Origin of the sequence: Glaciecola sp. MF2-115 (assembly GCF_047250385.1) — a bacterium.
Lineage (GTDB): Bacteria > Pseudomonadota > Gammaproteobacteria > Enterobacterales > Alteromonadaceae > Glaciecola.
Window position 1 is genome coordinate 77348 of the sequence record NZ_JBLBVM010000044.1, and the last position, 24708, is coordinate 102055.

General features: G+C 41.6%; 18 protein-coding genes. 6 read left to right on the top strand and 12 right to left on the bottom strand.

Annotated features, from left to right (window positions below):
- Window positions 1-28 precede the first annotated feature (28 nt).
- Together ACKLNX_RS05830 and ACKLNX_RS05835 are read left to right on the top strand one after the other, a co-directional pair.
- Window positions 29-1981, top strand: a complete 1953-nt coding sequence (locus ACKLNX_RS05830) for a response regulator (protein WP_412971608.1) — start codon at window positions 29-31, stop codon at window positions 1979-1981.
- A gap of 250 nt (window positions 1982-2231) precedes the next feature.
- A complete protein-coding gene (locus tag ACKLNX_RS05835) occupies window positions 2232-2660 on the top strand; it encodes a hemerythrin domain-containing protein (RefSeq protein WP_412971609.1) in 429 nt (142 codons plus the stop codon).
- Between the two features lie 29 nt (window positions 2661-2689).
- Here ACKLNX_RS05835 and ACKLNX_RS05840 read toward each other — a convergent pair whose 3' ends face one another.
- The 4 genes from ACKLNX_RS05840 to ACKLNX_RS05855 all read right to left on the bottom strand — a co-directional run bounded on the left by ACKLNX_RS05840 (window position 2690) and on the right by ACKLNX_RS05855 (window position 10679).
- Window positions 2690-5473, bottom strand: coding sequence for an EAL domain-containing protein (locus ACKLNX_RS05840; protein WP_412971610.1), 2784 nt, complete (start codon window positions 5471-5473; stop codon window positions 2690-2692).
- Window positions 5474-5776: 303 nt separating this feature from the next.
- Complete coding sequence (gene pckA / locus ACKLNX_RS05845) at window positions 5777-7387, bottom strand: phosphoenolpyruvate carboxykinase (ATP) (RefSeq protein ID WP_412971611.1); 1611 nt, start codon at window positions 7385-7387, stop codon at window positions 5777-5779.
- A gap of 316 nt (window positions 7388-7703) precedes the next feature.
- On the bottom strand, window positions 7704-9899 hold the full coding sequence (locus ACKLNX_RS05850) for a TonB-dependent receptor (protein ID WP_412971612.1): 2196 nt from the start codon (window positions 9897-9899) through the stop codon (window positions 7704-7706).
- A gap of 228 nt (window positions 9900-10127) precedes the next feature.
- A complete protein-coding gene (locus ACKLNX_RS05855) occupies window positions 10128-10679 on the bottom strand; it encodes a BON domain-containing protein (protein ID WP_412971613.1) in 552 nt (183 codons plus the stop codon).
- A 229-nt stretch (window positions 10680-10908) separates the two neighbouring features.
- Here ACKLNX_RS05855 and ACKLNX_RS05860 point away from each other — a divergent pair, with 229 nt between their 5' ends.
- Window positions 10909-11370, top strand: coding sequence for a methyltransferase family protein (locus tag ACKLNX_RS05860; protein WP_412971614.1), 462 nt, complete (start codon window positions 10909-10911; stop codon window positions 11368-11370).
- 8 nt (window positions 11371-11378) lie between these two features.
- Here the strand turns inward: ACKLNX_RS05860 and greB are convergent, their stop codons facing one another.
- A complete protein-coding gene (greB, locus tag ACKLNX_RS05865; protein WP_412971615.1) occupies window positions 11379-11858 on the bottom strand; it encodes a transcription elongation factor GreB in 480 nt (159 codons plus the stop codon).
- 244 nt (window positions 11859-12102) lie between these two features.
- Here greB and ACKLNX_RS05870 point away from each other — a divergent pair, with 244 nt between their 5' ends.
- Together ACKLNX_RS05870 and ACKLNX_RS05875 are read left to right on the top strand one after the other, a co-directional pair.
- Complete coding sequence (locus tag ACKLNX_RS05870) at window positions 12103-14433, top strand: Tex family protein (RefSeq protein WP_412971616.1); 2331 nt, start codon at window positions 12103-12105, stop codon at window positions 14431-14433.
- A gap of 14 nt (window positions 14434-14447) precedes the next feature.
- Complete coding sequence (locus ACKLNX_RS05875; RefSeq protein ID WP_412971617.1) at window positions 14448-15218, top strand: YiiX/YebB-like N1pC/P60 family cysteine hydrolase; 771 nt, start codon at window positions 14448-14450, stop codon at window positions 15216-15218.
- Between the two features lie 16 nt (window positions 15219-15234).
- Here ACKLNX_RS05875 and ACKLNX_RS05880 read toward each other — a convergent pair whose 3' ends face one another.
- The 6 genes from ACKLNX_RS05880 to bioH all read right to left on the bottom strand — a co-directional run bounded on the left by ACKLNX_RS05880 (window position 15235) and on the right by bioH (window position 20912).
- The gene (locus ACKLNX_RS05880) at window positions 15235-16860 is read right to left on the bottom strand and encodes a diguanylate cyclase domain-containing protein (protein ID WP_412971618.1); all 1626 of its coding nucleotides are present in this window, start codon (window positions 16858-16860) and stop codon (window positions 15235-15237) included.
- A gap of 18 nt (window positions 16861-16878) precedes the next feature.
- On the bottom strand, window positions 16879-18138 hold the full coding sequence (locus ACKLNX_RS05885) for a porin (RefSeq protein ID WP_412971619.1): 1260 nt from the start codon (window positions 18136-18138) through the stop codon (window positions 16879-16881).
- Complete coding sequence (locus tag ACKLNX_RS05890) at window positions 18128-18523, bottom strand: hypothetical protein (protein ID WP_412971620.1); 396 nt, start codon at window positions 18521-18523, stop codon at window positions 18128-18130. The genes ACKLNX_RS05885 and ACKLNX_RS05890 overlap by 11 nt, the downstream gene beginning before the upstream one ends.
- A gap of 213 nt (window positions 18524-18736) precedes the next feature.
- Window positions 18737-19597: a putative metalloprotease CJM1_0395 family protein gene (locus tag ACKLNX_RS05895; protein WP_411695309.1), complete on the bottom strand. Its 861-nt coding sequence runs from the start codon at window positions 19595-19597 to the stop codon at window positions 18737-18739.
- Window positions 19598-19640: 43 nt separating this feature from the next.
- Window positions 19641-19898 carry a hypothetical protein gene (locus ACKLNX_RS05900; RefSeq protein ID WP_412971621.1) on the bottom strand — a complete coding sequence of 86 codons (258 nt, stop codon included), beginning with the start codon at window positions 19896-19898 and terminating at the stop codon, window positions 19641-19643.
- Window positions 19899-20087: 189 nt separating this feature from the next.
- The gene (gene bioH, locus ACKLNX_RS05905; protein WP_411695311.1) at window positions 20088-20912 is read right to left on the bottom strand and encodes a pimeloyl-ACP methyl ester esterase BioH; all 825 of its coding nucleotides are present in this window, start codon (window positions 20910-20912) and stop codon (window positions 20088-20090) included.
- Between the two features lie 220 nt (window positions 20913-21132).
- Between bioH and ACKLNX_RS05910 the strand changes: the two genes are divergently transcribed.
- Window positions 21133-21756 (top strand): ComF family protein, encoded by a 624-nt coding sequence (locus tag ACKLNX_RS05910; RefSeq protein WP_412971622.1) that lies wholly within the window; start codon window positions 21133-21135, stop codon window positions 21754-21756.
- A 150-nt stretch (window positions 21757-21906) separates the two neighbouring features.
- On the opposite strand, the gene ACKLNX_RS05915 is transcribed toward ACKLNX_RS05910, so the two are convergent.
- Entirely contained in the window at window positions 21907-24498 is a 2592-nt protein-coding gene (locus ACKLNX_RS05915) for a M14 metallopeptidase family protein (RefSeq protein WP_412971623.1), read from the bottom strand.
- Between the last annotated feature and the right edge of the window lie 210 nt (window positions 24499-24708).

Sequence of the window (24708 nt, forward strand, 5' to 3'; positions counted from 1 at the left end):
TTAAACTTTGACTTTCAGGAAGTGACATTTGGACAGTGTAAAATCCGTCTTAATTATCGATGACGACGAAGACGACGTATTATTAATAGAAGATCGCCTTCGCGATTTGGTTGCCCACGATTGCCACTTTGTGAACTGCTTCGAAAGGCAAGTCGCCATCGACTTTCTGAAAGAGCGCACCTTCGATTTATGTATATTGGACTATCGATTAGCTGGTTATGAAGGCTTGGAAATATTAAATGCCGTCGCAACCGCAGAATTAGCAACTCCAATCATCATGCTTACGGGTCAAAATGACGACAAAGTCGCCAAAGATGCGATAAAGGCGGGTGCGCAAGATTTTGTTATGAAGGCGTCCATTGATGATGTTATTTTTGAAAAGTCGATTCAATATGCTATCGCCCGTAAGGAGCTAGAATTTGCGCGCGTACTCAGCCAAAGAAATAAAGCCGAAAACACCGCGAAAGATAAGTTTATTGCGCATTTGAGTCACGAGCTGCGAACCCCCCTAACTTCAATATTAGGCTACACCTCATTATTGTTAGAAAACGAACAAGCCTTAGCATTTCAAAAAGAACTTAAAGTCATTTCTAATAATGGCAAACACCTGCTTAATTTACTCAACGATGTGCTCGATTTATCAAAAATTGCCGCTGAAAAGTTCGAGCTAAAAGAGAGAACAACTAATCTTCAACAACTTCTAGTTGAGGTAAACAGTCTGTTAACCTTAAGTGCTTTAGACAAAGGTTTGACCCTAGCTTTTCACAGTGAAAACAAACTACCAGAGCTCGTACTGTTAGATGACATTCGTTTCAAGCAAGTTTTAGTTAATCTAATAGGCAATGCAATCAAGTTTACCGATGTTGGTGGCGTTGAGATAAATATTGCACTTTGTCACGCAAGTAGCTCAGCAGAGCTTCAGTTTGAAATTATCGATACGGGTATTGGAATGGCCGAGCATCAAATAAGCTCTATCTTTTCCCCGTTCAAACAACTAGAAGATGTGACGAACCGCAAAGCTGGCGGAGCAGGCTTGGGTTTAGCTATAACGGCTGAAATCATTAAGCAAATGGGAGGAACTTTAAACGTTAAATCCGAGCTAGGAAAAGGCTCTCGATTCAGCTTAAAAATCCCATGCAAGGCACTTAATCAATCACTGATTAATTACTCATTCAACGTAGAGTACGAGAGTGTTACGACCGATAAACCTCCACAACTTTGCGGTCATGTTCTAGTAGTTGATGATGTCTTTGAGATACGCGAGTTAGCAGGCTACTATGTTAAAAATACCGGCCTAAATCTTGAGTTCGCAAGCAATGGCGAGCAAGCATTGTTAAAAGTGGAGGAAGCGGAAAAAGCAGGTCAACCCTTTGATGCTATCTTGATGGATTTACATATGCCCATTCTCAGTGGAGAGGAAGTCACTCAAAAGCTGCGAACGGACGGAAATACTGCAAGTATTATTGCGATGACGGCAGCAGTAAGTAAAGGACTGTATGAAGAACTGATGCAGATCGGATTTAATCAATTAATTGCCAAGCCAATCGACAAACTAGAATTATGGCAAATCTTAGAAGATACATTCGCAGAGAAAGGTAAGAATCAAAAAACGAGTGACGAAATGAAGCAAGGTTCTATCATTCATTTGGTTGAAGATGATATTGACAGCGCCGCGGTGATGACGATGATCCTTGAGCAGTTGGATTATCAGGTTCTGCATTCCTGCGATGCTCAACAAGCCATTACAACTGCAAAAGAAAATCCCGACATCAGCTTGCATTTGCTCGACTTAGGCTTGCCTGACCTCAGTGGCAAAACATTCTTAGACGCGTTTTTTGCAACTACGATCACAGGCCAAGTGTCAGTGCTAAGCGGCAACCAACCTGATCCAGTGTTAAGTGAGCAATACCCTATTTTTGACCAACTGGTGAAGCCTGTTAGTAAAACCTCACTTAAAGCATGGCTGCATAAACACGCTTAACTATTTTCAGTTATGTGGCATGCTTATTTTGTAACTTTTTCAATTTTTAGATGTAAATCTTGCTCTTAACTTTCATTTATCTATTTATAAAATAATATAATCCTATTATTTTCATGCACTTATAACTTCATCGAAAGCGGCATATTTCTTGTTAGATAGAAGTAGTCTTTATGGAAAAAGTAACTATTCCAGCGATGTCTCTGTTGTCGAATTAAGTTGCTCAATTTAATGTTTTTGAACAGGAGTAAAAATGAAAATTTTTGAAGCCTTACGAAAGGATCATGATAAACAAAGAGCCCTCGTGAAGATGATTTTAGATACTCAAGGAGACTCATCAACGCGCAAGGACTTCTTTAGGCAACTTAAGTGCGAACTTGCTACGCATGCCGTGGCAGAGGAACGCTTTTTTTACGCCCCTCTTATGCACACGGACCAAACAGTTGATATGTCTCGTCACGGAGTTGCAGAGCACCATCAAATAGATAAATTAGTAGCTGAACTGGAGAAAACTGACATGAGTTCGGCTAATTGGTTAAGCACTTTTAAAAAGCTCGCAGATAAAATTGAGCATCACTTGGCGGAAGAAGAACGTGTATTCTTTCAACAAGCAGGCAAGGCTTTTAGCGAAAAAGAAAAGATTGATCTAGCCGACGAATACTTAGCTCAAATGAAGACCTAACAATAGCAAGGCTCAGTATTTAATTTGCGCTAATCTGCATTCAATCGAGCGATAAAATCGCTTAATGGCATTGGTCGACCTAAAAAGTAACCCTGGCCATAATCACATTCAAACTTGTTTAAAAAGCGTTGCTGAAGCTCAGTTTCGATGCCTTCAGCAACCACTTCAATTTCCAAGCGTTTCGCCATTAACAAAATGGTTTCAATTAAGGCATTGCTTGTTTCATCAACACCTATCTTATCCACGAAAGCCCTATCAATTTTAATGCAATCTACTGGAAACTTAATCAGATAGCTTAGCGATGAGTATCCCGTTCCGAAATCATCAATCGCAATTTTTACACCCACTTTTTTCAGGCGAGTAAGTACCTGGAGTGCTTTTGTTGAATCATCAGTAAGCAGCCTTTCTGTAATTTCAACAGTGATGGGTAAATCAACTGCATACTTTTCGATACATTCAATCCAATTTTTAAGTGCATGATCTTTGGTTTGGAATAGACGCGGTGAAACATTCACGGAAAGCTCTACAGGATGCTTATTTGCTCCGTGTGCAATTAAAGCCTGAGCCGAATTTTCGAGCATATACAAATCAATCTGATTGATTAATCCTGACTCTTCGGCAAGTTCGATAAATTCGAAAGGCGGTACAAACTGACCATCCTCTTTCTGCCATCTGGCTAAGGCTTCACACTTAGCTATGTTATTGTTCTTGAGATTTACAATTGGCTGGAAGTAAGGCAACAACACCTTATTATTGATGGCATCGATTAAATCGTTCAGCAGGTGGTGCTTATACTCTGAATTAACTTGCATCTCACGCGTATAAAACTGCTTCCCGTTTCGACCTGCTGATTTCACTTCATACATTGCCTGATCGGCTTTACGAACTAAAAGGTGTGCATCGTCGCCATCCTCTGGATACAGAGAAACCCCCATGCTCGCACTGCCGTGTATTAAGATATTATCTATCTCATAAGACTGTTGAAGGGCTTTCAGTATTTTATCTGTCACCGCGTCAATATGCTTGCATTCTTCGATGTCGCAAATGATAACGGCAAATTCATCACCACTGAGTCGAGATACGGTATCTGAGCTCCTAATAGATTGAGTGATTCGTTTTGCAGATTCAATCAGCAACTTATCACCCACCGCATGGCCGTGGTTATCGTTGACGGGTTTGAATCGATCAAGATCAATAAACAACACGCCTAGCTTACGCTGATTGTGCTTCGCGTCTTCAATCGCCAATGTCAGTCGGTCATTAAACAAAACACGATTAGGCAAATCGGTTAAAGCATCATAAGTGGCTTGATGCTCTATAATTCGAGCGCTTCTAACCTTGCTTGTAACGTCCTGAAAAGTACCTGTCAGATGCACGGATTCGTCCGACTCCCGCGACATTGTAGCGATTACTTTTATCCAAATATCATCGTATTTGTCTGCATTCAATTGGAGTTCTAGCTCAACCTGAATTGACTCATCAAAGGCCTTCTTTACTGCCTTCTGTAATGAGCTAAAGTCGCTCGGTTCGATTAGTGGTTCAAGCGAGGATAAATCATCTGGGTGAAAATCTGCAGGCTGCTGTAAGGTTTTGGAGGTCAATTCTGTCCATTGCGTAAACGTTCTAGAGTTATCCATTTTCCAGCCGCCGATATTCGCAACAATCCCCACTTTTTCTAAGAGTTGACGGTACTCATTTAGGGAAGCCTGCATCCTGTTGCCCTGCACTTGTTGACTGTAACGAAAAACAACAAAGCCACAAACAAACAAAGTGACTATTAATGAGATGAACCTCACCATAGTGATACTTGCAGGCAAGGGATACGCTGAATGGTTAGCAATTCCTGCAACTTCCCAAGTACCACCACCCACTTCAATAAAATAGCTTGCTCTATCATTTATGTTGAAAACTGCTGGGTCGCCATAAAATGTTTCTTGTAACTTGCCCAATGCGTCTATTTTACGAATAGCGATTTGCACATTGTTTCCAAGTTCAAGTAGCCCAGAGTTTCTATAAAGGGCATATTCGTTTAAGGGTGCGGAAATAATACCCCAAAGTTCTTTAGAATCCCCCTCACCCACAAACACGGGAGCCCTTCCGATAAAAGCAGTGCCACCTTGCACTAGATTTATAGGACCAGCCACCAGCACGTCACCCGTTTCAACTACCTGCAAAACCATGGATCGTTGCTCTTCATTTTGACGGTAATCAAGGCCTATAACGCTTTCATTTCCGGCGTATGGATATACGAAGTTAACCACTAAATCTTTAGCTGCTGCGAAGTTAATCAGCAATGGATCCTTTTTAAACAACTCTTTTGCATAGTTGCTAAACTCTTTCTCACCCAAGTCTGGTACGGCCGAAATATATGCTGAAAACCCAGTGATCATCGACAAATTAGTTCTTAAGTTTCCGTCTAATCGGGCTGAAACGGCACTTAGGGTTTGGATGACATCAAGTCTTATGCTGGTTTCATAATCTTTGTGTAAGTTAAAAACAAATGAACTCTGAATTAAAAGAGCTGAGACGACAATACTGATAAGAGCTAGGTATATCTTGCGCTTGTACCAGCATAGAAGAGTGATAGCGAAAGAAAGTAGGATAATAAAAATATAAGTGCCACCATTAACAAATGAAGCAATTAAAATGGTTTCTGGGAGCATATTTGGTGAGTGTGTCGCTAATTCAAGAGCTGGCACGCTGCCTTGTGCCGATACACCTATCTCAACATTAGGATTTCCTGCTGATAGTTCTTGAGCCGAACACAGCAACATCACTAGAAATGATTTTAAAATGAGCTTGAAAATAAGCAAAAATCCTCAACACAGATACGCCAATTGCTCTCAGGAGCATATTTAAACCTCAAGACAACTGACGCTTTGAGGTGGGAATGTATATGTGCTCTCTACCTTTTTTATCAGACATTTACTAATTAGACATGTAAATTGGTAGGCTGAATTGAAAAGTAGTGTGTTTGTTTAATCATTCGAGAATAAACCACAAAGTCTTTAGATTCAACTAACACAATTCATTGTTCATAACTTACTCACTTTGAATTTTAAGCAACTGCGCAATGTAACGCAGTGCTTAATCATTTTTGTGATGTTTCGAATTAACTAAGAGACGCCAAGAGTAGGCCCAGCACTGATTAGACTGCGCCCATGGGCTGTATCAGTGAATTTCTCGAAATTTTCAACAAACAGTCCGGCAAGGCTTTCTGCTTTCTCATACCATTGTTGAGCTTCAGCATAAGTACCTCGTGGGTCCAAAATATTGGCGTCGACACCAGCTAACTGTGTAGGAATGCTTAAGTTGAATATTGGTAGAATTTGGGACTCTTCTTCATCCATACTGCCATCTAAGATTGCATCGATGATGGCGCGTGTGGCCTTAATAGAAATACGTTCACCACTTCCATTCCAACCAGTATTAACTAAGTAAGCTTGAGCATTTGATGCTTTCATTCGTCGCTCTAATACGTTCGCGTATTGTGTCGGGTGCAATGTTAAAAATGCTGCGCCAAAACAACTAGAGAATGTAGGTGTCGGCTCAGTGATCCCACGTTCTGTGCCTGCAAGTTTCGCAGTAAAGCCTGATAGCAAGTAATACTGTGCTTGCTCTGGCGTTAACTTAGCAACCGCAGGAAGCACACCAAAAGCATCCGCGGTCAAAAATATTACTTTACTCGCATGGCCCGCTTTTGATATCGGTTTTACGATATTAGCGATATGATTTATTGGGTAGGAAACACGTGTGTTTTCTGTAATCGAATTATCGTAATAATCAATCTTACCCGCTTCATCGTGGGTTACGTTTTCCAACAAGGCATTGCGTCTAATAGCCGCATAAATATCAGGTTCGTTCTCTTTACTTAGGCTAATGGTTTTTGCATAACAACCGCCTTCCAAGTTAAATACACCATTGTCATCCCAACCATGTTCATCATCACCAATAAGCTGTCTTTTGGGGTCTGTTGAAAGCGTTGTTTTACCTGTGCCCGATAAACCGAAGAATATTGCTACATCGCCCTCTTTACCTACGTTTGCGCTGCAATGCATAGAAGCAATGCCCTGTAGTGGCAAGTAGTAATTCATGATAGCGAACATGCCTTTCTTCATTTCTCCGCCGTACCAAGTGCCGCCAATTAATTGAATACGCTCGGTTAAATTGAATGCAACGAAGTTTTCAGAATTGAGGCCTTGTTCTTGCCAATCTGGATTTGTGGTTTTTGCGCCATTCATCACGATAAAATCAGGTTTAAATTCAGCTAACTCTTCCTCACTTGGCGTAATGAACATATTGGTAACAAAATGGGCTTGCCACGCAACTTCTGTAATAAAGCGGACTGACATTCTAGTGTCTTTGTTAGCTCCGCAAAAAGCGTCGACGACAAACAGACGTTTGCCGCTAAGTTGGTCAGTCACCAGCTTTTTGAGCTGATCCCAAGTATTTTGCGTGATCGGTTTATTATCGTTCTTGCCTTGATCAGACCACCACAAGGTGTCTTCCGTTACACTGTCTTTAACAATGTATTTATCTTTTGGTGAACGCCCCGTGAATTTACCCGTTTTAACACAAACGGCTCCAGACTCAGTTACAAAACCCTTTTCAAAACCTTCTAGCTCAGGTTTTGTGGTTTCGTTAAAAAGAGTATCGTAGTCGGGGTTATGTAGAATTTCAGAATTTGTATTAATGTTGTAATCTTTCAATGAGTCGATCAAGTTCACCAGAGGATCTCTTTATTTAGGAAGTATTTGGCGCAGTAGTTTACTGTTTTTGAAACCTATCCTCTACTATTTAACTGCATAAAAGGTATAAAAATTGCGAATTCAGACAAAAGTCTGATAATTCACTCTGTTTTTATAAGGTTAATTCTGAAAGTGTTGCTGAATGATTACAAAATTGACAGACAATTTGTAAATTATTGACTGAAAGAGTCTTGGTCTGAAAGCATCAAACAAGAAGATAACGAATTTCAACTCTTAGGAAGCAGAACGCAAGCTAAGAGTTGAAGTAAGTTAGTAAATTTTAAAGCTCATTTACCTAGAAGGTCATTCTATAACGCAAACCAAATTCACTCGCATCATTGCTCAGAACTTGTAAGATATAATCACCCGTGTTCAATCGAGCATTATCATAGCGCTCGTCAAAAATGTTACGACCATATAAGGAAAGCGTCCAATCCTCACTCGCTGGTGAGTAAGAAACCGTGAAGTTTACCAATTCACGACTATCGATTTCCGTTAATCGACCTGGATCTGAAGTAGGCTCACCGTACATTTCACCACGATAAGAATAATCCACTCTAGTGACAACATTTGCGCCGTTTTCCAATTCAAATTCATAACTTGGACTAATCGAAGCAGTTACTTCAGGTGTTAATGGTGCAACTGGTTTAACCCCATCTTGCTCATCTACATCAACATCAATGTACCCAAAGCTAGTGTGTAACTTGAAGTTGTCTGTTGCGTTCCAAGTACTTTCCCACTCAACGCCGCGCGAAGTTTGTGCAACAACTAAGTTAGTCGTATTGAATCCGCCTTCAGCAGTGGTGCTTACTTGGTACGGCAAATCATCAAATTCAGTATTGAACAAGGCAATGCTCATGCTGAAATTGTTTGTCACCATACCTTTCAAACCAACTTCATAGTTTATAGCAGTGATATTTTCAGACGCTACAAAGCAAGTGATGTCACCGAATAGGCAGTATGGACGAGCAGGGAACTGGCCTGATTGATAGCCATTTTGAATGCTTCCGTAAACGTTAAGACCATTTTCAAGCGTGTAGTTGGCAGATAAATCGAAAGAGACTTCACTCCAGCTATCCTCCGCAAAAACAGGGCCGATGCCCACATCAGCTGATGCTTCTTTCTTATCTTTTGAATAACGTAAACCACCTGAAACGCGCAAGTCGTCATTCACTTCATAGCCAAGGTTTGCAAAAATTGCTTGGCTAGTCGTTTTTTGATCTAGGTCTAGTAGATTTGGACCGGCATTAAATGCAGAGCCCTCAGATTGTAAATTACTACCTTCTTCGCTAAACCAGTAAACGCCGGAAACAAAATCAACCTCACCAACGTAACCGTTCAGTTGAAACTCAATAGATGTTTGATCGGCATCGCCACGTTCTGGGAATTGGTCCAAAAAGAAATTAGTACCATCGTCATCAAGTCCGGCTTTGTACTCAGAGCTTCTTTTGCTCACAATCGCTCTTGATGAAAGCGTATCAGACCAATTCCAATCAGCCGTTAAAGAAATCCCAGACGCTTGATTGCTTACTGTTGTTACTTCTTTAGCACCTGAAGCACTATCATACGGGTCTTGTGTAGTATCAGAGTTACGCAAAGGGCCCGAAGGAAGCGGCGCACCAAATCGCATACCCGTGTAATAAGCACCTGTAGGTACTTCATCGATTAGCGTTTGATATGGACGTAAACCGCCTTCACCATCATTGTGATCAGCCGTTAGCACCAAACTAAAATCATCATTTGTTGCATATCTTACTGACAAACGACCATAAAACTCTTGAGTTTCACCCACATCGTATTCGGCATCAGGGACATTAATAAACTCACCTAAGCCATCACGAGCGTTAAAGCCTGCGTTCAAATTAAACGAAAGGGCTGGACTAAGCTCTCTATTTAGGAACAAATCCGCCTTCTTGCGACCGCGCGTACCCAATTCAACGCCAATTGTAGTAACAGCTACTTCATCAGGTTGCTTAGTGATGATGTTAATAGCACCACCAATTGAGTTACGCCCATAAAGAGTACCTTGTGGGCCTCGCAACACTTCGATTCGCTCAATGTTATTCAGGTTCCAGTTTTGACCAACTTGACGTCCCAAATAAACACCATCCACATATACGCTGACGCCTGGATCGGTCGTAATCAAGTGGTCTTGTAAACCAATACCACGAATGAAAGGGTTAGCTGATGATGTATGGCCTGCAGAAAAGCCTGTCACGTTTAAATTTGGTACAAATTTACCTACGTCAGTCAGGTCTGTGATCCCTTGCGCAGCTAAAGCATCACCGTTGAATGCACTCATAGCAATCGGTACTTCATAAATGACTTGTGCACGTTTAGTTGCGGTAACAGTAATACTCTCTATGTAGCTTTCTTCTTCCGTTTGTTCCTGTGCAACAACTTGACCCGATACTGCCAAAGCGATCGCAGAACTCAGCAAACTAAGCTTTATGCTCTTGAAAGGTTTTTTCTGGATATGGTTTTTAGACATCTTGATTTTTCCCTAATTGCGCTCACTAAATGAGCTGTGACAATTTAAATTCTTTAACGGGCGCAATTATATACTGAGAAGTAATAGAAGGTGTTATTTTAAGGGTGTTTTTTTGTGACGAATGAACAAAAAAAAGCTGAAGCCCTTTCGAGCTTCAGCGAAATTTTACTCAACGAGTGTTGAGATTAGTGGGTGACAGGGAAAGCTCACCCGAGGGATGCAGTGAAACTATTCACTATCGGCTTCAATTTCCAAGTTATCGGTTACTGATGCCACGTCGTTGGTATTTTCCGCAATCGCGACAATTAGGTCACGCTCAGCATCAGAGTCGACTTTACCGTTCAATGTCACTTTACGGTCATCTACATCTACGTCAATATCTAAACCAGATACTTCAGACTCGAAAATCAAACGACTAGTGATGACAGTGTTGATTTTAGCATCAGTGAAGTTGGACGCCTGTTCTGACTCTTGTTTCATATCAGGGTTAAACACCGTCAGGTTGTTCTGTACGTCTTTTACACCTTCTATGCTCACGACCAATTCTTCAGCTAGCTCTTTCTCAATTTCGTTATCTACTTTACCCGTTAAGGTAATAGTACCCATTTTTACATCGGTATTGATATCAAACGAATTCAGATTGCCATTAAAAAGTAGTGTTGCTTCTGCTTTACCGTCAATCCAAGCATCCATCGCTTCTTTTTCCCAGCTATTTGTAGCTGCCATTGCCGGTAGACTTAAACCTGTTACTAATGCCAATGAAATCAATGTGCGTTTCATAACTTTCTCCTTTGTTTAAAGTTCACCTCCACTGATGCTAATCACATGCCAACTATTAAAATATTGATTATTATGCAAAAATTATAAGCTGCTTATTGTGGCTATGAAAAATATACAGCTTACATTGTATTTTTTTCTCTATACTGCAATAAGGAGCTTGACCTTAGACCTAACTTTAAGCATTAACATCGTGTTCTAGATAAAAATTAATCTTTTAAAGGAACAAAGAATGAAGGGCCTTGAACTCCGAATACCACCAGCTGCTGTTGCTGTTTTGCTTGTATTGGCAATGTGGGGAATCAATCAAGTCACCCCTAGCATCGCTATTTCGTGGCCGATACGAATAGCGGTGGCAGTGCTAATGCTAGTTGTCTCAATATCGATATTATTGTTGAGTATTAGGGAATTCAGTAAGGCTAAAACAACGCTCACACCATTAGAGCCTAAACGCGCGAGTGCTTTGCTTCAATCTGGTGTTTTTGCCTTTACTCGCAATCCAATTTACTTGGCCCTATTGATCTGCTTAATTGCATTTGCGGTGATACTGGCAAACGCTTTTGCCCTGCTAGGCGCAGTGCTATTCTATTTCTATCTAACCCAGTTTCAAATAAAGCCAGAGGAGCGGGCGCTCAAAGAGTGTTTTGGAGAGGAATATTTAGCATATCTAAAACGTGTGCGTCGTTGGCTGTGAAGCGAATCTCAACTTTGCTGATACTCAATTGAATTCACGTACCATTCCGCGGTGCCTTTTGGTGTTTTTACCGTAAATACGTCATCGACTTCTTTTTTCAACAAGGCTCTCGCCATAGGTGAATCAATAGAAATATAGTCTTTTACGTCACCATAAATTTCTTCAGGGCCTACTATTCTGAAGCGCTTCTTTTCACCGGCATCGTTTTCAATTTCAACCCAAGCCCCAAAAAATACCTTACCCGCTTGTTCAGGACGGAAGTCAACAATCGTGAGTTCCGGAAGCAGTTTACGTAAAAATCTGACTCTCCTATCAATCTGGCGTAAAACACGCTTGTTAAAAGTGTAATCAGCATTTTCTGAGCGATCGCCTAAACTAGCCGCCCAAGTGACTATTTTCGTTATTTCTGGCCGTTTCTCATACCATAAATAATCATGCTCGTTTTTAAGCTTAGTGTAACCTTCACGTGTGATAAGTTTAGTTTTCAAATAGTTATCCGAAGTAAGTGACGTTCAACATCTATTCCGACATATTAATGCATAAAGTACTTTAACCGCTATCACTGAATGCTATAATCGATGTTATAAACATTGCGCCAAGTTATTATTTTTGTATCTTATGAAATATAAATAATACTGTGCAGAGCCTTTATAAAGAAAGCCCTTATTTAGAGAGCACTTATGCAAAGCGCCCTATTCAATCAAATCTTCTATTTCAATTATTGAGTTGTTAATGATCATCGAGAAAATTGCTTCCGAGTTAAACGCATCACCAAAACAAATTCAAGCCGCGGTGGCTTTATTAGACGAAGGTTCAACCGTACCTTTTATTGCTCGTTACCGTAAAGAAGCCACTCAAGGCTTAGACGATACGCAACTACGAAACCTAGAACAACGTTTAGGTTATTTACGTGAATTAGAAGCACGTCGAAACGTTATTCTGAAATCAATAGAAGAACAAGGCAAGTTAGAAGATGGCTTAAAAGCAAAATTGCTAGCTGCCGACAACAAAACAACGCTTGAAGATCTGTACTTACCATTCAAACCGCGTCGACGCACTAAAGGTCAGATAGCCATTGAAGCCGGTTTAGAACCTCTTGCTAATGAACTCTATAACAATGCCAATGCCCAACCAGAGGCCTTAGCCGAACAGTATATTAATGTTGAGCATAAAATTACAGATGCAAAAGCAGCTTTAGATGGTGCGAAGTTTATTCTGATGGAACGCTTCGCTGAGAACGCAGATTTATTGCAGAGTATTCGCCAATACCTTACGCGCAACGCCCATGTGAAAAGTGTTGTCAGCCCAGGAAAAGAAACCGAAGGCCAAAAATATAAAGACTATTTTGATTACACTGAAAAGTATTCAAAGATCCCCTCACACCGTGCTTTAGCAATGTTCAGAGGTCGTAATGAGGGCATACTGCAAATTAATATCGATGCCGACCCACAACAGGAAGAAGGTGCTCGACGCTCGCATGGCGAAGAGATTATCGAACAGTTTCTGAATATCCGTTTAAGTGACTCACCGCGCGATCAATGGCTACGCTCAGTGGTGCAATGGACTTGGAAAGTCAAAATATTACTGCATATGGAAACCGAGCTATTTGGTACTTTGCGTGAGCAAGCGGAAGCAGAGGCCATCAAAGTATTCGCGAAAAATTTGAATGACCTTCTAATGGCTGCGCCTGCTGGTCCGAAAGTGACTATGGGCTTAGATCCCGGTATTAGAACTGGCGTTAAATTAGCGATTGTTGATGCAACAGGTAAAGTCATTCACACCACCACCTTCTTCCCACATGCGCCTCAAAACCAATGGGATAAGTCAAAACGTACTTTAGCCATGTTATGTAAACAGCATAAAGTGGATTTGATCAGCATCGGCAATGGTACGGGCTCGCGTGAAACCGACAAGCTCGTTGGTGAAATGATGAAAGACGAGCCAGAATTAAAGGTCCAACGCATTGTTATCAGTGAAGCTGGAGCATCTGTTTATTCCGCGTCAGAACTGGCTTCAAACGAATTACCGGGTATGGACGTATCTTTGCGCGGCGCGGTGTCGATTGCACGACGTTTGCAAGACCCGCTTGCTGAACTAGTCAAAATTGAACCCAAAGCGATTGGTGTTGGTCAATATCAACATGACGTTAGTCAGAGTCAGTTAGGTAAGTCCTTGGAAACGGTCATTGAAGATTGTGTAAATGCCGTCGGTGTTGATTTAAATACTGCGAGCCCGGCTTTGTTATCACATGTATCAGGTTTGAACAAAACACTAGCCAATAACATCGTTATGTTCCGCGATGCGCACGGTGCTTTTGAAGATCGCAAAGCCCTGAAAAAGGTCGAACGCTTAGGGCCAAAAGCATACGAGCAGGCGGCAGGTTTCTTAAGAGTGATGAATGGCAAGAATGCCCTCGATGCTTCAGCTGTTCACCCAGAAGCTTATCCGGTAGTTGATATTATTGCTTCAAAGGCCAATGTCGCTGTTAACGATATGTTGGGTAATACAGAGCTATTAAAACAATTGAATCCAGAAGAGTTCGTCACTGAAGAATTCGGCTTGCCAACGCTAAAAGACATTCTAAAAGAATTAGATAAGCCCGGACGCGATCCTCGCCCTGAATTTAAAACAGCTAGTTTTAAAGAAGGTGTCGAAACCATGAAAGACCTGAAAGAAGGTATGATTTTGGAAGGCGTCGTAAGTAATGTTGCCAACTTCGGTGCGTTCGTCGATATAGGCGTTCACCAAGATGGATTAGTGCACATTTCTTCGATGACAAACACTTTCATTAGCGATCCTCGCGAGGTAGTGAAAACTGGCGACGTAGTTAAAGTGAAAGTGATGGAAGTGGACGTGGCACGCAAACGTATTTCGCTAACCATGCGCATGGATGACACGCCAGCACCAGCCAAAAGTGCACAAAAAGGGAAACCTGAGCACTCTCATAAAGCAAAAGGCCAAAACAACGCAGCGAGAAATCAAAAGCCTGCTGCAAAACAAAGTTTTGGTAACGCGGCGATGGGTAATGCCTTCGCAGATGCGTTTAACAAAGCGAAGAAGTAATTATGGGCGCGGTGATGTCTTACATAGGCGATAGTTTAGCTAGATTTCTATCTAAGCCCACCGCGGACTACAAAACGTTTTCAGCCTTAAGCAAAGAAGAGTTACAAGCAAATCTTCAGCCCGGTGATTTATTGCTAGTGGAAGGCAACAGCCGTATAAGTTCCGCTATAAAATACCTAACTCAATCTACATGGTCACATGTGTGCATTTTCATTGGTGAAAGAGACGGTTTGCAACCCATATTAGAAGCCGATTTAGTAGAAGGCGTCATCACTGTTCCACTCGACAAATATGACGGATTCAACTTACGCATTTGTCGCGCAGTTAATCTGAGTAACGAAGATAAAGAAAAATTATTGAGTTATGTGATTGAGAGGCTTGGGCATCAATACGATACTAAAAACATATTTGATTTAATGCGATATATGCTGCCTACACCGCCGATACCACAGCGTTTTAGACGCAGGATGTTGGCATTTGGTAGTGGCGACCCGACCAAAGCTATTTGTTCCACCTTAGTTGCACAGGCCTTTCACTCTATTCGTTACCCGATATTGCCATTGACGATAGATGAATATGAAAGTGACGAATTGGAAGAACAGGGCGTTACTGTAAAGCGTCGAAAGCACCCTGTTAATCAAGACGAACTCATGCTCGCTAGACGCCACTTTAGTCACTTCACACCAAGAGATTTCGACTTATCACCCTACTTTGAGGTTATTAAGCCAACCGTAACGGCTGGTTTCAACTACAAAGATATTCAATGGTCTGATGAAGAGCAGTAGCGAAGAAAATCTTGTACTAGTAACTCACTATAGAATAGCGTTTCGCTTTTTGTTTTTTGGTGATGTACATAAGCTCATCAGCTCGCGTGATCAGATGCTCAATATCGGCTTGTTTGTCGGAAGCCAACAGAACCACACCAACGCTTGCACCAACCTGCACTGATAGAGAGCTATCAATGACTACTTCTGTAGAAATAGCTTCTATTAATTGTTCTACTTGATTTTTGATCTTCATTGAATCTTCAAGCGCTTCGTGATCTGAAATCTCGGAAAGCTTAAAGCTAACACCCAACAAAAACTCATCGCCTCCCCATCGAATATTAACCGCATTTGGATCGCTGGCTGAGGTCATGATCCGTTGGCTAACTTGCGTCAAGACCACATCTCCCACATCATGTCCATAAGTGTCATTGACCGGCTTGAACTTATCTAAATCCACCATCATCAATGCGAATACTTGTTTTGTGTCACCAGGAAGATTCTGCTCTTCCAACTGTAAGGCAAGTTTATGATTTAAGTGCTCAAGACCCGCTCGGCGACTTAACAATCCTGTGAGTGAATCGTGGTCCGCTTCATAACGCGCTTTTTCTTCACGTTTTTTACGGTGGGTTATGTCATAAATGATGACTTCAACGAGATTTTCAGATTCCTCTCTCGCTTCTGCTCGGGAATCCTCAATGCGAGAGAATAGGCAGTGTAAAAAGCGCTTTTCGTTTCCAATATTGATGTCTATATCAATGTCAGTTTGTGATACGCCATTGTCGGCCAGTAATAATTTTATTTGGTCTTTCACTATCCCTGGGGTAGCAAACAATTGCGCAAAGTCTTTACCACTCACATCCACTTCAAATAACTGATGGAATGCGGGGTTAGCTATTGTAATGTGGCCTTGAGGTGACAACAAACCGATACCCGCTGTTGCTTGCTCAAAAAGGAGCCTGAATCTTTTTTGCAGCTCTTCAGTGCTCTCTCGAAGTTCCCGTTCGGACAAAAACTGCTCTTTCAGGGCTTCAATCAACATATTAGTTTTACTTGAAAGAGAGGAAATCTCATTTCTATTTTTATAGCCTATATCAATCGGTTTAATGTGCTCCGGAGCACTTGTATCGATTTCCTGCACGGCGATAGATAACTGCCTTATTGGCTTCGTCAGCTTGACTCGTACGTAAAAGCCAACAACCGCAGCAATAAAAAAGCTTAGCCCTATCAACAAATACGCATTCTGCCTGCTAGCGCTGGAAGCCGCGGACTTTATAAAATCGACGTTAGGCACAACTTCAAGTCGACCAATGATTTCATCAGGTATAAAAGGATTAAACAAAGTGGTATTAATTGACGACATTTCACTGCTGGGTGTGCCAGATGAAATTACAGAACCATCAGAGCTCATACGAATCGTGGCCGACATGATCAGGTCGTTATTGGCGAGACCATCAACCACTTCTCTGCCTAGCTCAATGTCGTCCAAGTACACTGCAATAGCGCTAGTAGTTTGAGCATTGTCTGACAGTTGTTGTACTAATTGTTGATTCTGAGATGTTACTTTTTGAAGCTGATAGTTATAATTGAACGCAGCAAAAACAAGAGAGATTGCCAGTGACAATCCCCCAATTACAAGACTCATTTGCAGCGATAGCTTCATAGACAATATTCCAACTATTTAAAAAGTAGTCGTCAATGCAATACTGGCTACATTATAGTTTTCTTTCTCGGTAGGTGTCAGTGGCGTCATTTCAGAAAATAATCCACCGCCTAAACCGTCAATCTGAAAATGGTCTAATTGCATCTTAAACGACCACGCATCAGCAAAATCCCACTTCATACCAACAGATACGGATTTTTGCTTAATAGCTAGGGAGCGCACATTTTCATTTCCCTCCGCCGTAAAGAAAGCTAATTCTTGAAACAGTGGAGCGGGTAGAACCGACTGCGCGAAGTCATAATCAAGTATTTCAGGCTCGTCGGTACGATTAAAAAAGGCAAAGGTGATATAAGGCGTGAACTCATCAATGCGGTAGCTTGCACTGACATATCCAGAACGACCACCTAAAGATAGTTTCCAGTCACTGTCATAATTAGACAGTTCTGCAATGAGTTCTACATCACCTAGAGTATATTGCCCACCCAACGAGGCATAGGTAACTTTGCGACCATCTGGAATCAGATTATATTGAACTTCTCGCACAAACGGAGCGAATATTGGGGGTAAAACTTGATCCAATACCTTTAGCTCACCAATACCCTCAAATTCGGTATTATCTAGCGTTGCGCTAATCAAAGCGGCGTGAACTCGCCAATCCGTTGATTGCAGCTCCACGTTGAATACAGTGATATCGGTATAATCGATATCGACCACTCCGTTACGAAGTTCAGATTGGCCATATGACAATGCTACTTTAACCGCGCCGAAATCGACATCTTGAATATAACTTGCTTGCACGCCATCCATATTTCCAATAGAGCCTGCCGAAGAGTACATTTCGATAGGCGGTCGCATCCAAGTTAGCAAGTGTCCGACGTAACGATAATCCGTAAAAAGAAAACTATTAGTACTGAAGCGACCAATTTTAGCAGACCAATTTCGATTCATTTGGTACCGTAAAAATGCAAGCTCCAAATCGTTATCGAAAGAATGATCGCCGCGATCTTGCAAAATGACTTGGCCGACCGCATCAAGATTATCAGTTAATCTTACGTTTGCCTGTAAGCCTAAAATAGAATCGGGAGCAAATGAGAATCCGTCCCTGCCTTTATTAATAAGGGAGCTTCGAAATTTATAAGTATCACCACTTGAATGCGTTAAGCCCAAGGTAGTGAAGCCACTAAACTCAACTTCTTGCGCTACAATCTCTTTATTGGCAACGAGAGTGCCAGTTGCAAGTAGTAGGAGAAGGCATAATTGGGTTCTATTAAAATTCATAGACAATTTTCATCCCCTTTTGCACATTAGTCGCATCAATATATGCGAGTGCGCTAGTATCATTTTCAATTATAGAAATAAGCTCATTGAGCGATTCTGCTTTATGTGGAGGTGTTGCTCGACCGGAAAAGAGGAGCCTTGACCAATAAGCGTTAATTTTGCGTTCGCTTTGGCCCACTAATAATTCGTAAAATTTCTCGCGATGATTGCTGGGAGAATCCAAGTCGACCGGCTTCACAACCTCGCCATTTGGAAATTTATTAAAACGTCCCATGTAAATATCAATGAGTTGTTTTTTAGAAAGTGACTCCGTTGTACTCTTGATATTAACGACGACGACCAACGATTCACCACTTTGTGAAAATGAAGGCGCAACAAAACCCACTGCGAGTGCGAGTATACACAGCAGTGTTTTGACCCGTTTAGGCCAATTTAAGCTTAGTTTTAGATCGTTAATAGGTCCTCCCAAACTAAAAATGTAAATATGTTTATCAGCGGTGGAGTATAGAATACGTCATAAAATAACGCGAAATTTTCTAAATGATGATCGTTGAGGTTTTCAATAATAGAATAAAACTGGAATTATCATCAAGCTCGTTTATACAGTAAAATTTATGCTATTTCGAGAGAGTGTTGATACATCCGTATAAAAATCGCTAACTATCGCTGCAGTCCGTTTTGTTTGTTCACTCAAGACAGAATCAAACTCTAGTGTTTTGGTTTCACTAGTCCTCTGTGTATTGCTAGTGCTACTTGGCTCAAAGCTTTGTTGTTTACTTGTATTGTTTATCTCAGCGCCCTGTTCTTTCGCTAACTCGCCACGCGCTTTTTGCTCTTTTTGAGTCGCTTCGCTGGCAACTTTATAGTCTTGTGGAGAGGGTTCTGCAGGTGCAAGCGCAGCGGCTTTCACTTGTTGCATTTTGCGGATTGTTTCGGTGGGTGTTTTTTCATTTGCAATATCAATAGAGACTTCACCACCTACAGCATAACGCTTGCCGTCGGGGCCAGTTTCATATTCGTAGACAGGCGCACCGGCATATTGGCCGCCCGTCGCAGCATGAGCTTGTTCATGCAATCGAACTTCTCTATCGCGTTCCTTTAATTCATCAACCTTTTTATCTTCGTTCTGTTGTTGTTGCTGCTCTTGTTTTGATTCAGCGTTTTCTTTGCCTGCACTTTCATCATTAGCATTATCTTTGTCAGTCGCGCTTGGGTTGTTCGCTAAAGCTTGGTCGACGCTAGGGCGGTCATAGGTTGGATTCTGAAATAAATTAGCTAAAAGTGCTGCAGAGTTGTTGCGCTCACCCTCCTTTGCGAGTCCTTTCTCTGCTCCACTTTTTTCACCTTGAGTAACAGATGGTATCGCTTCACGAACGATATTATCGCGACGCACACTATCCGTTCCTACACTATTGGTAGGAAAGCCAAAGCTATTCGGAACGGGCGTGACAATATTCATTTAATCCTCGGTTTGCTGAGCTTATAAGTTCTGCTTTCGTAAATTAAGCAAAAGTGTCAATGATGGTACCCAAAGTTTCATCAGCACTTCTGATAACTCGCGCTGATGCCTCTGCCTGTAAATTACCTGAGATCAATTCAACAGCACTTTGATTGATATTTAATGGCTTATCTCGATTAGGATTATTCGCCGAAGATAAATCTACAGCGGCTTCACGTACTTGATCCGCTCCACGATTGTAGCCTTGAACACCAGCGTAAAAAGCGCTTGATAAATTGCCTGTTTCAACACTATTTGTCATTAATACAACCTCTATGCAATTGTTCGGCAGTTTTCCTTTTCTGCTTTTTAATCATTGTGGCTAAATTGGTAGGCCCTACAAACGCAGAAATCCCAATACAACATGCCGTATCCGTTTTATCGGCCGCACATTAAATTTCTTTAGTCTTTATTTTAATTTTTTTATAAATTAATTTTTATATCAATTAATTCAACAACTTGATTTAGCGATTTGCTCAATAAAGTCCACCACATGCTTTGAAAACTGCTTTGCATCGGTGAGGAATGGAGCATGAGAAGCGTGTTTGAAAATCAAATGTTGGCTATTTGGGTGTAAGTGCTGAATTTTGTTAACCGCCGCATAGGGCACTAAGCTGTCTAGTCGTCCATAAGTGCGCAGCGACGGTATTGTTATATCCTTTAGCTTACTGCGAATATCTGCATTCTGCAGAATCTTTAAGCCTTCAGAAAGTGCACGGATATTTGGGGCTGGGTGAACTTCAATCGCGTTCGTAATTTCCTTTATCAGTTGCTTCGCGTTTTCCACACCCATCATTTGTATGCCTATAAAACGAGACAAGGTTTTATGATGGTTCTGCTCTAATTGAGTCATGAACATTTGCAACACTTCAGGCTTAATACCTGGCCAATCTTCCGCCATTTGAAATTTAGGAGTTGAAGCTATGGTCATCAATCCAATCATGTTTGGATGTTGCTGACAGGCTAAATATTGCGCAAGCAAGCCCCCTAAGGACCATCCGACAAGGATTGTGTTTTCTTTGATCTCATCTGAAATAGCATTAGCGATGCCAGGCAAGTCATAGGGACTCGGCACTAAGTCATGCTTTTCTCCATGACCCGGCAAGCTAATGGTATAGAGCCTAAAACGCTGAAACATCTCTGGATGACGCTCTTTTAATTCTTCTTTTATTACCTTGATCAGCTGAGTAAATGCGCCTTCATTCATTCCCCAGCCATGGATCAAGCCAATGTTGATTTCTGTACTTTTGTTCAGCTTATTAGAGTTATTCGACATGTTAACCTTTTATCAATCGGACGAAGTTTTACGAGAGTAGATAATGAGTCTTCAATTACGTCTCGGCATTTTGGGAAGGCTGTCACAGGCACGGCTTGATATGCTGAACTGCGCGGGTAGTTTCGTCCCTCAGCTTTCATCAAAATTAAACGCCATAATAACACATCAAAACTGCTACCTGTGTCACCAATATAGTCAGGAAATAATTTGTTGTTACTGCGTGAAAAGCCTGGTTGAAAGAGATTTTGGGCAAGCTCATTCAGGGTTTTCCGATTTACTGCGTAACCCGATGGTATTAAAAAACTTAGATGAACCAGAGTATGACCATCTATATGCAATAGATAATTATATATGGCCTATTGATAAACTGGTTTTGGATATGAAGTTTGCGAGCAAATCTGTTGCCGCTAAAGCATTATCACGCTTATTTCTGCAGTTTGTTTTCAAGCCATGCATAAACGAACATCTAGAGGCCAGCTCTAAAAACATTCCTCAGCTATTAATCCCCGTCCCACTGTCAAGGAAGCGATACTGGCAACGGCAATATAATCAAGCTCAGCTGCTTTGTGATTGTTTGAGCACGGCTACCAATATACCGAACCAAGCCTTGGTGAAGCGAGTGAAGCATACACTCGCACAAACTGAATTAGATAAGCAGCAACGCATTGAAAACGTGATGAATGCTTTTGAGTGTAGCGCTCAGCTTCCTTTCGAACATATCGCAATTGTCGACGATGTCATTACCACCGGCGTGACTATCAATGCTGTTTGCCGCGCGGTAAAGAAACACAACCCAAACTTAAAAATTTCTGTGTGGACGATGGCGGTAACTTTGCTCGATTAAAGAGGCATTAAAGAGGTACTGTTCGCTCAAACAGGCGTCACTCGATTAAAGACCCTTTGCTCGATCAAAAAAGCACCTAAACTAGTCAGCGATATAAGCGGGTAGTTCAGGTGCTAAATGTTGATTTAAGCTAGTTGTTTTTGTCAGTCACTAGTTCATTAGAGGTGACATATACAAACCGTTAGCCATTAATTTGCTTGTGCCATCCCAATATCCACGGAAATGGATGTTGTCAACAAAACCAATCACAAGGCCTTGACCAATCGGTTTCACCACAATCGCTGTAGTGTTACCAATTAGTTTTTGCAGTTCATCTGCTGTGTAACCTGCTACTAACGGTTTCTCTTGGTAAGTAGCGACTTCATTAAATGTATCAGCTGATCTCGTTACAACCATGTTTGTAGTTTTGAAAAGCGGGAGCTCTTTGTCTTCATAACCAAACATTAAAGGATGGGTCAGATCGACATTTGCGCGATAAACTGAACCGGCAATGAGCTTCTTAGCGGCCAACGCATCTTTATCACCAAAGCCGAGTCCTTCAGAGTCAAAAGCTTCATCCACTTTGCTTTTAGAAAGCACTTCGTTATCAATCCACTTCTTCTTACTAAACCAACGTAAGGCCGACTTTTGACCTATCAGCACACCACCTTTTTTCACCCATTCTTTCATTGCAGCAGCTGTATCATCATTTACAGAAGAATAAGAACCTGAGGCAAAAACGATATGAGTATAGTCGGAAATATCGCGACCATTTAGATCAGACAGATCCAACAGAGTCGCTGGCAAGCCCAAGCGAGTGTCGAGGTAATGCCAAATTTCTCCGACTTCATACTGCGACGTACCTTTGCCGCCAATCAATAAAACTTTAGGCAATGTGACAGGAGCAAACTTTCTGCTACCTAGATCAATACCTTTCGCAGTTAAGCCAGAGGCGACGTTGTATATATCAATATTGAGCTCTTTCGCCTTCATTGACAAAATATCGGTCAGATTTTTCGGCTGCTTAAGTGCCATCGGTACAACAATCGAACCTTTTGAAAAGTCTCTCGATTGACGCGAACTACCACTCAGTACTTGCGCACTAAAGTCTGCACCCGCCACTCTAACTTGCACATCATGGGTAAGTAAGTGCTGCAATAAACGCGGTGCCTCATAGTCATGCCATTCAAATGCAAAGGCATAAGCATCTGCGTTTAGCGCTGTGTTTGCTTGCATCTGCTCGTATGAATCAGCAGTCTTCACCTTACGCAAATCTGATTTGCCAATAGCGGCATATTTTAGATTGAACGCCAAAGGCAAGTTCCAGTTTGAAACATCATAGAATGTATTGTCAGTAAAACGTTGGCGCTCAGAAAACAATGATTGAATTAAACGGTACTGAGACTGATCAACAGGTACGATCAAAGCATTATTTGCTTGAAGCTCCAAACCATCTATTTTTGCGTCTTTGCTCACAATTTTAAAGTCAATTTGGTGCGAGCTAAGAATAGCCTGAACGCGTTCAAAGCGACTCTGGTCAAGGTTCCCCTGAATAACGAAAGCTTTGGTTTTGTCATCCTTGATAAGCTTTTGCGTATCGGAATGAAATTGCTTTTGGAACGCCAATATCGCGTTCTTGTTTGCCAATGAACCAGCAAAAGTTGAAAGTGACGTCGTCACTTGATTCTGGATGGTATCTGGAAAACTCAACACACCATTAATCGAATCCTGCAAGTGCCCACGGCTACTCGCTTGCTCAAACAAAATACCAATACTGCCATGTGCGTCGGGATAAGTAGAACCTTTGCCATAATAGAAGTCGTCAAAGCTTTCTTGCGTGAAGTAAAGCTGTTTTTGAGCATCTAAGGCTTTGGCATGGTAGTCACCTAAAGCAGCCGTCAAAGTAACGTTTGTATCCGGCGTCCAAGGATTCTTACGCGATGAAATACCCGGCTGGAAAAAATATGTACTGTCGGTGCCCATTTCGTGGAAATCAGTTAGCACATGTGGACGCCAGCTGTGGAACTGGGCAATGCGAGCACGACTTTCTGGGTGAGTAAGTAGCAACCAATCGCGGTTCAAATCGAACCAATAGTGGTTGGTTCTGCCTGAAGGCCAATGTTCTCTGTGCTCTCTATGAAGCTTATCGCTCACTAAGGTTTTGCCTTTGTGGGAGTTTGCCCACTGTGCAAAACGAGATAAACCATCCGGGTTCAAAGAAGGATCGAGCAAAACCACGTTCTCATTCAGGAGCTGCAATACTTCTTCACTATTAGATGCGGCTAAGTGATACGCCACTAGCATTGAGGCGTTTGCACCTGATGGCTCATTACCATGCACACTGTAACCCATGTTAATAATAAGTGGTGCGTCGGACGGTGCCGATTCCCCAGCTTCAATTCGAGCGATGTGGTTTTGGCGAATTTGTTCAATGTTAGATTGGTTGGCAGCACTTGTTATCGTTAAATGAATAAGTGGACGATGTTCGTGAGTACGACCAATTTCTTTAATAGTGACTCGATCTGATGCCTCTGCTAGTGCATACATATAATTTACGAGCTGATCATGGCGAGTATGCCAAGTACCTACCGGATAACCCAGCACATCCGCCGGAAGTGGTATAGCACTATTGTAGTTTTGGTCTTTTGGAAGATAATCGAGGTCACTGCTTTTTGCATAGCTATGTGATGCAAACACAGTGCAGATCGCCACGCAAATGATAGTAAACAAGCGACGACTTAAAAATTGTTGCGGGTTAAACATATAGATTCCTTTAGTTCAGTCTTTCTCTTTTTATGAAAGAAATTGAGCTTACTTGTTCTGGTTCGAAGATCTCGCACTATATCCTAATACGTATAAGTACTTTAATCCTAATTGATAAACCAATTTTTCATAAAATAGTTGTAAATATTCGAATACCCGACTGTTTTACTCAAGTAATTTTGCTATTATACACACATTATAGAATTTTCA

Coding starts and splice junctions, on each gene's coding strand:
- ACKLNX_RS05885 (WP_412971619.1), bottom strand. CDS start 18,138: ATGAATTTTAATAGAACCCAATTATGCCTTCTCCTACTACTTGCAACT.
- ACKLNX_RS05880 (WP_412971618.1), bottom strand. CDS start 16,860: ATGAAGCTATCGCTGCAAATGAGTCTTGTAATTGGGGGATTGTCACTG.
- ACKLNX_RS05850 (WP_412971612.1), bottom strand. CDS start 9,899: ATGTCTAAAAACCATATCCAGAAAAAACCTTTCAAGAGCATAAAGCTT.
- ACKLNX_RS05870 (WP_412971616.1), top strand. CDS start 12,103: ATGATCATCGAGAAAATTGCTTCCGAGTTAAACGCATCACCAAAACAA.
- ACKLNX_RS05915 (WP_412971623.1), bottom strand. CDS start 24,498: ATGTTTAACCCGCAACAATTTTTAAGTCGTCGCTTGTTTACTATCATT.
- ACKLNX_RS05855 (WP_412971613.1), bottom strand. CDS start 10,679: ATGAAACGCACATTGATTTCATTGGCATTAGTAACAGGTTTAAGTCTA.
- ACKLNX_RS05875 (WP_412971617.1), top strand. CDS start 14,448: ATGTCTTACATAGGCGATAGTTTAGCTAGATTTCTATCTAAGCCCACC.
- ACKLNX_RS05895 (WP_411695309.1), bottom strand. CDS start 19,597: ATGAATATTGTCACGCCCGTTCCGAATAGCTTTGGCTTTCCTACCAAT.
- ACKLNX_RS05900 (WP_412971621.1), bottom strand. CDS start 19,898: ATGACAAATAGTGTTGAAACAGGCAATTTATCAAGCGCTTTTTACGCT.
- bioH (WP_411695311.1), bottom strand. CDS start 20,912: ATGTCGAATAACTCTAATAAGCTGAACAAAAGTACAGAAATCAACATT.
- ACKLNX_RS05860 (WP_412971614.1), top strand. CDS start 10,909: ATGAAGGGCCTTGAACTCCGAATACCACCAGCTGCTGTTGCTGTTTTG.
- ACKLNX_RS05835 (WP_412971609.1), top strand. CDS start 2,232: ATGAAAATTTTTGAAGCCTTACGAAAGGATCATGATAAACAAAGAGCC.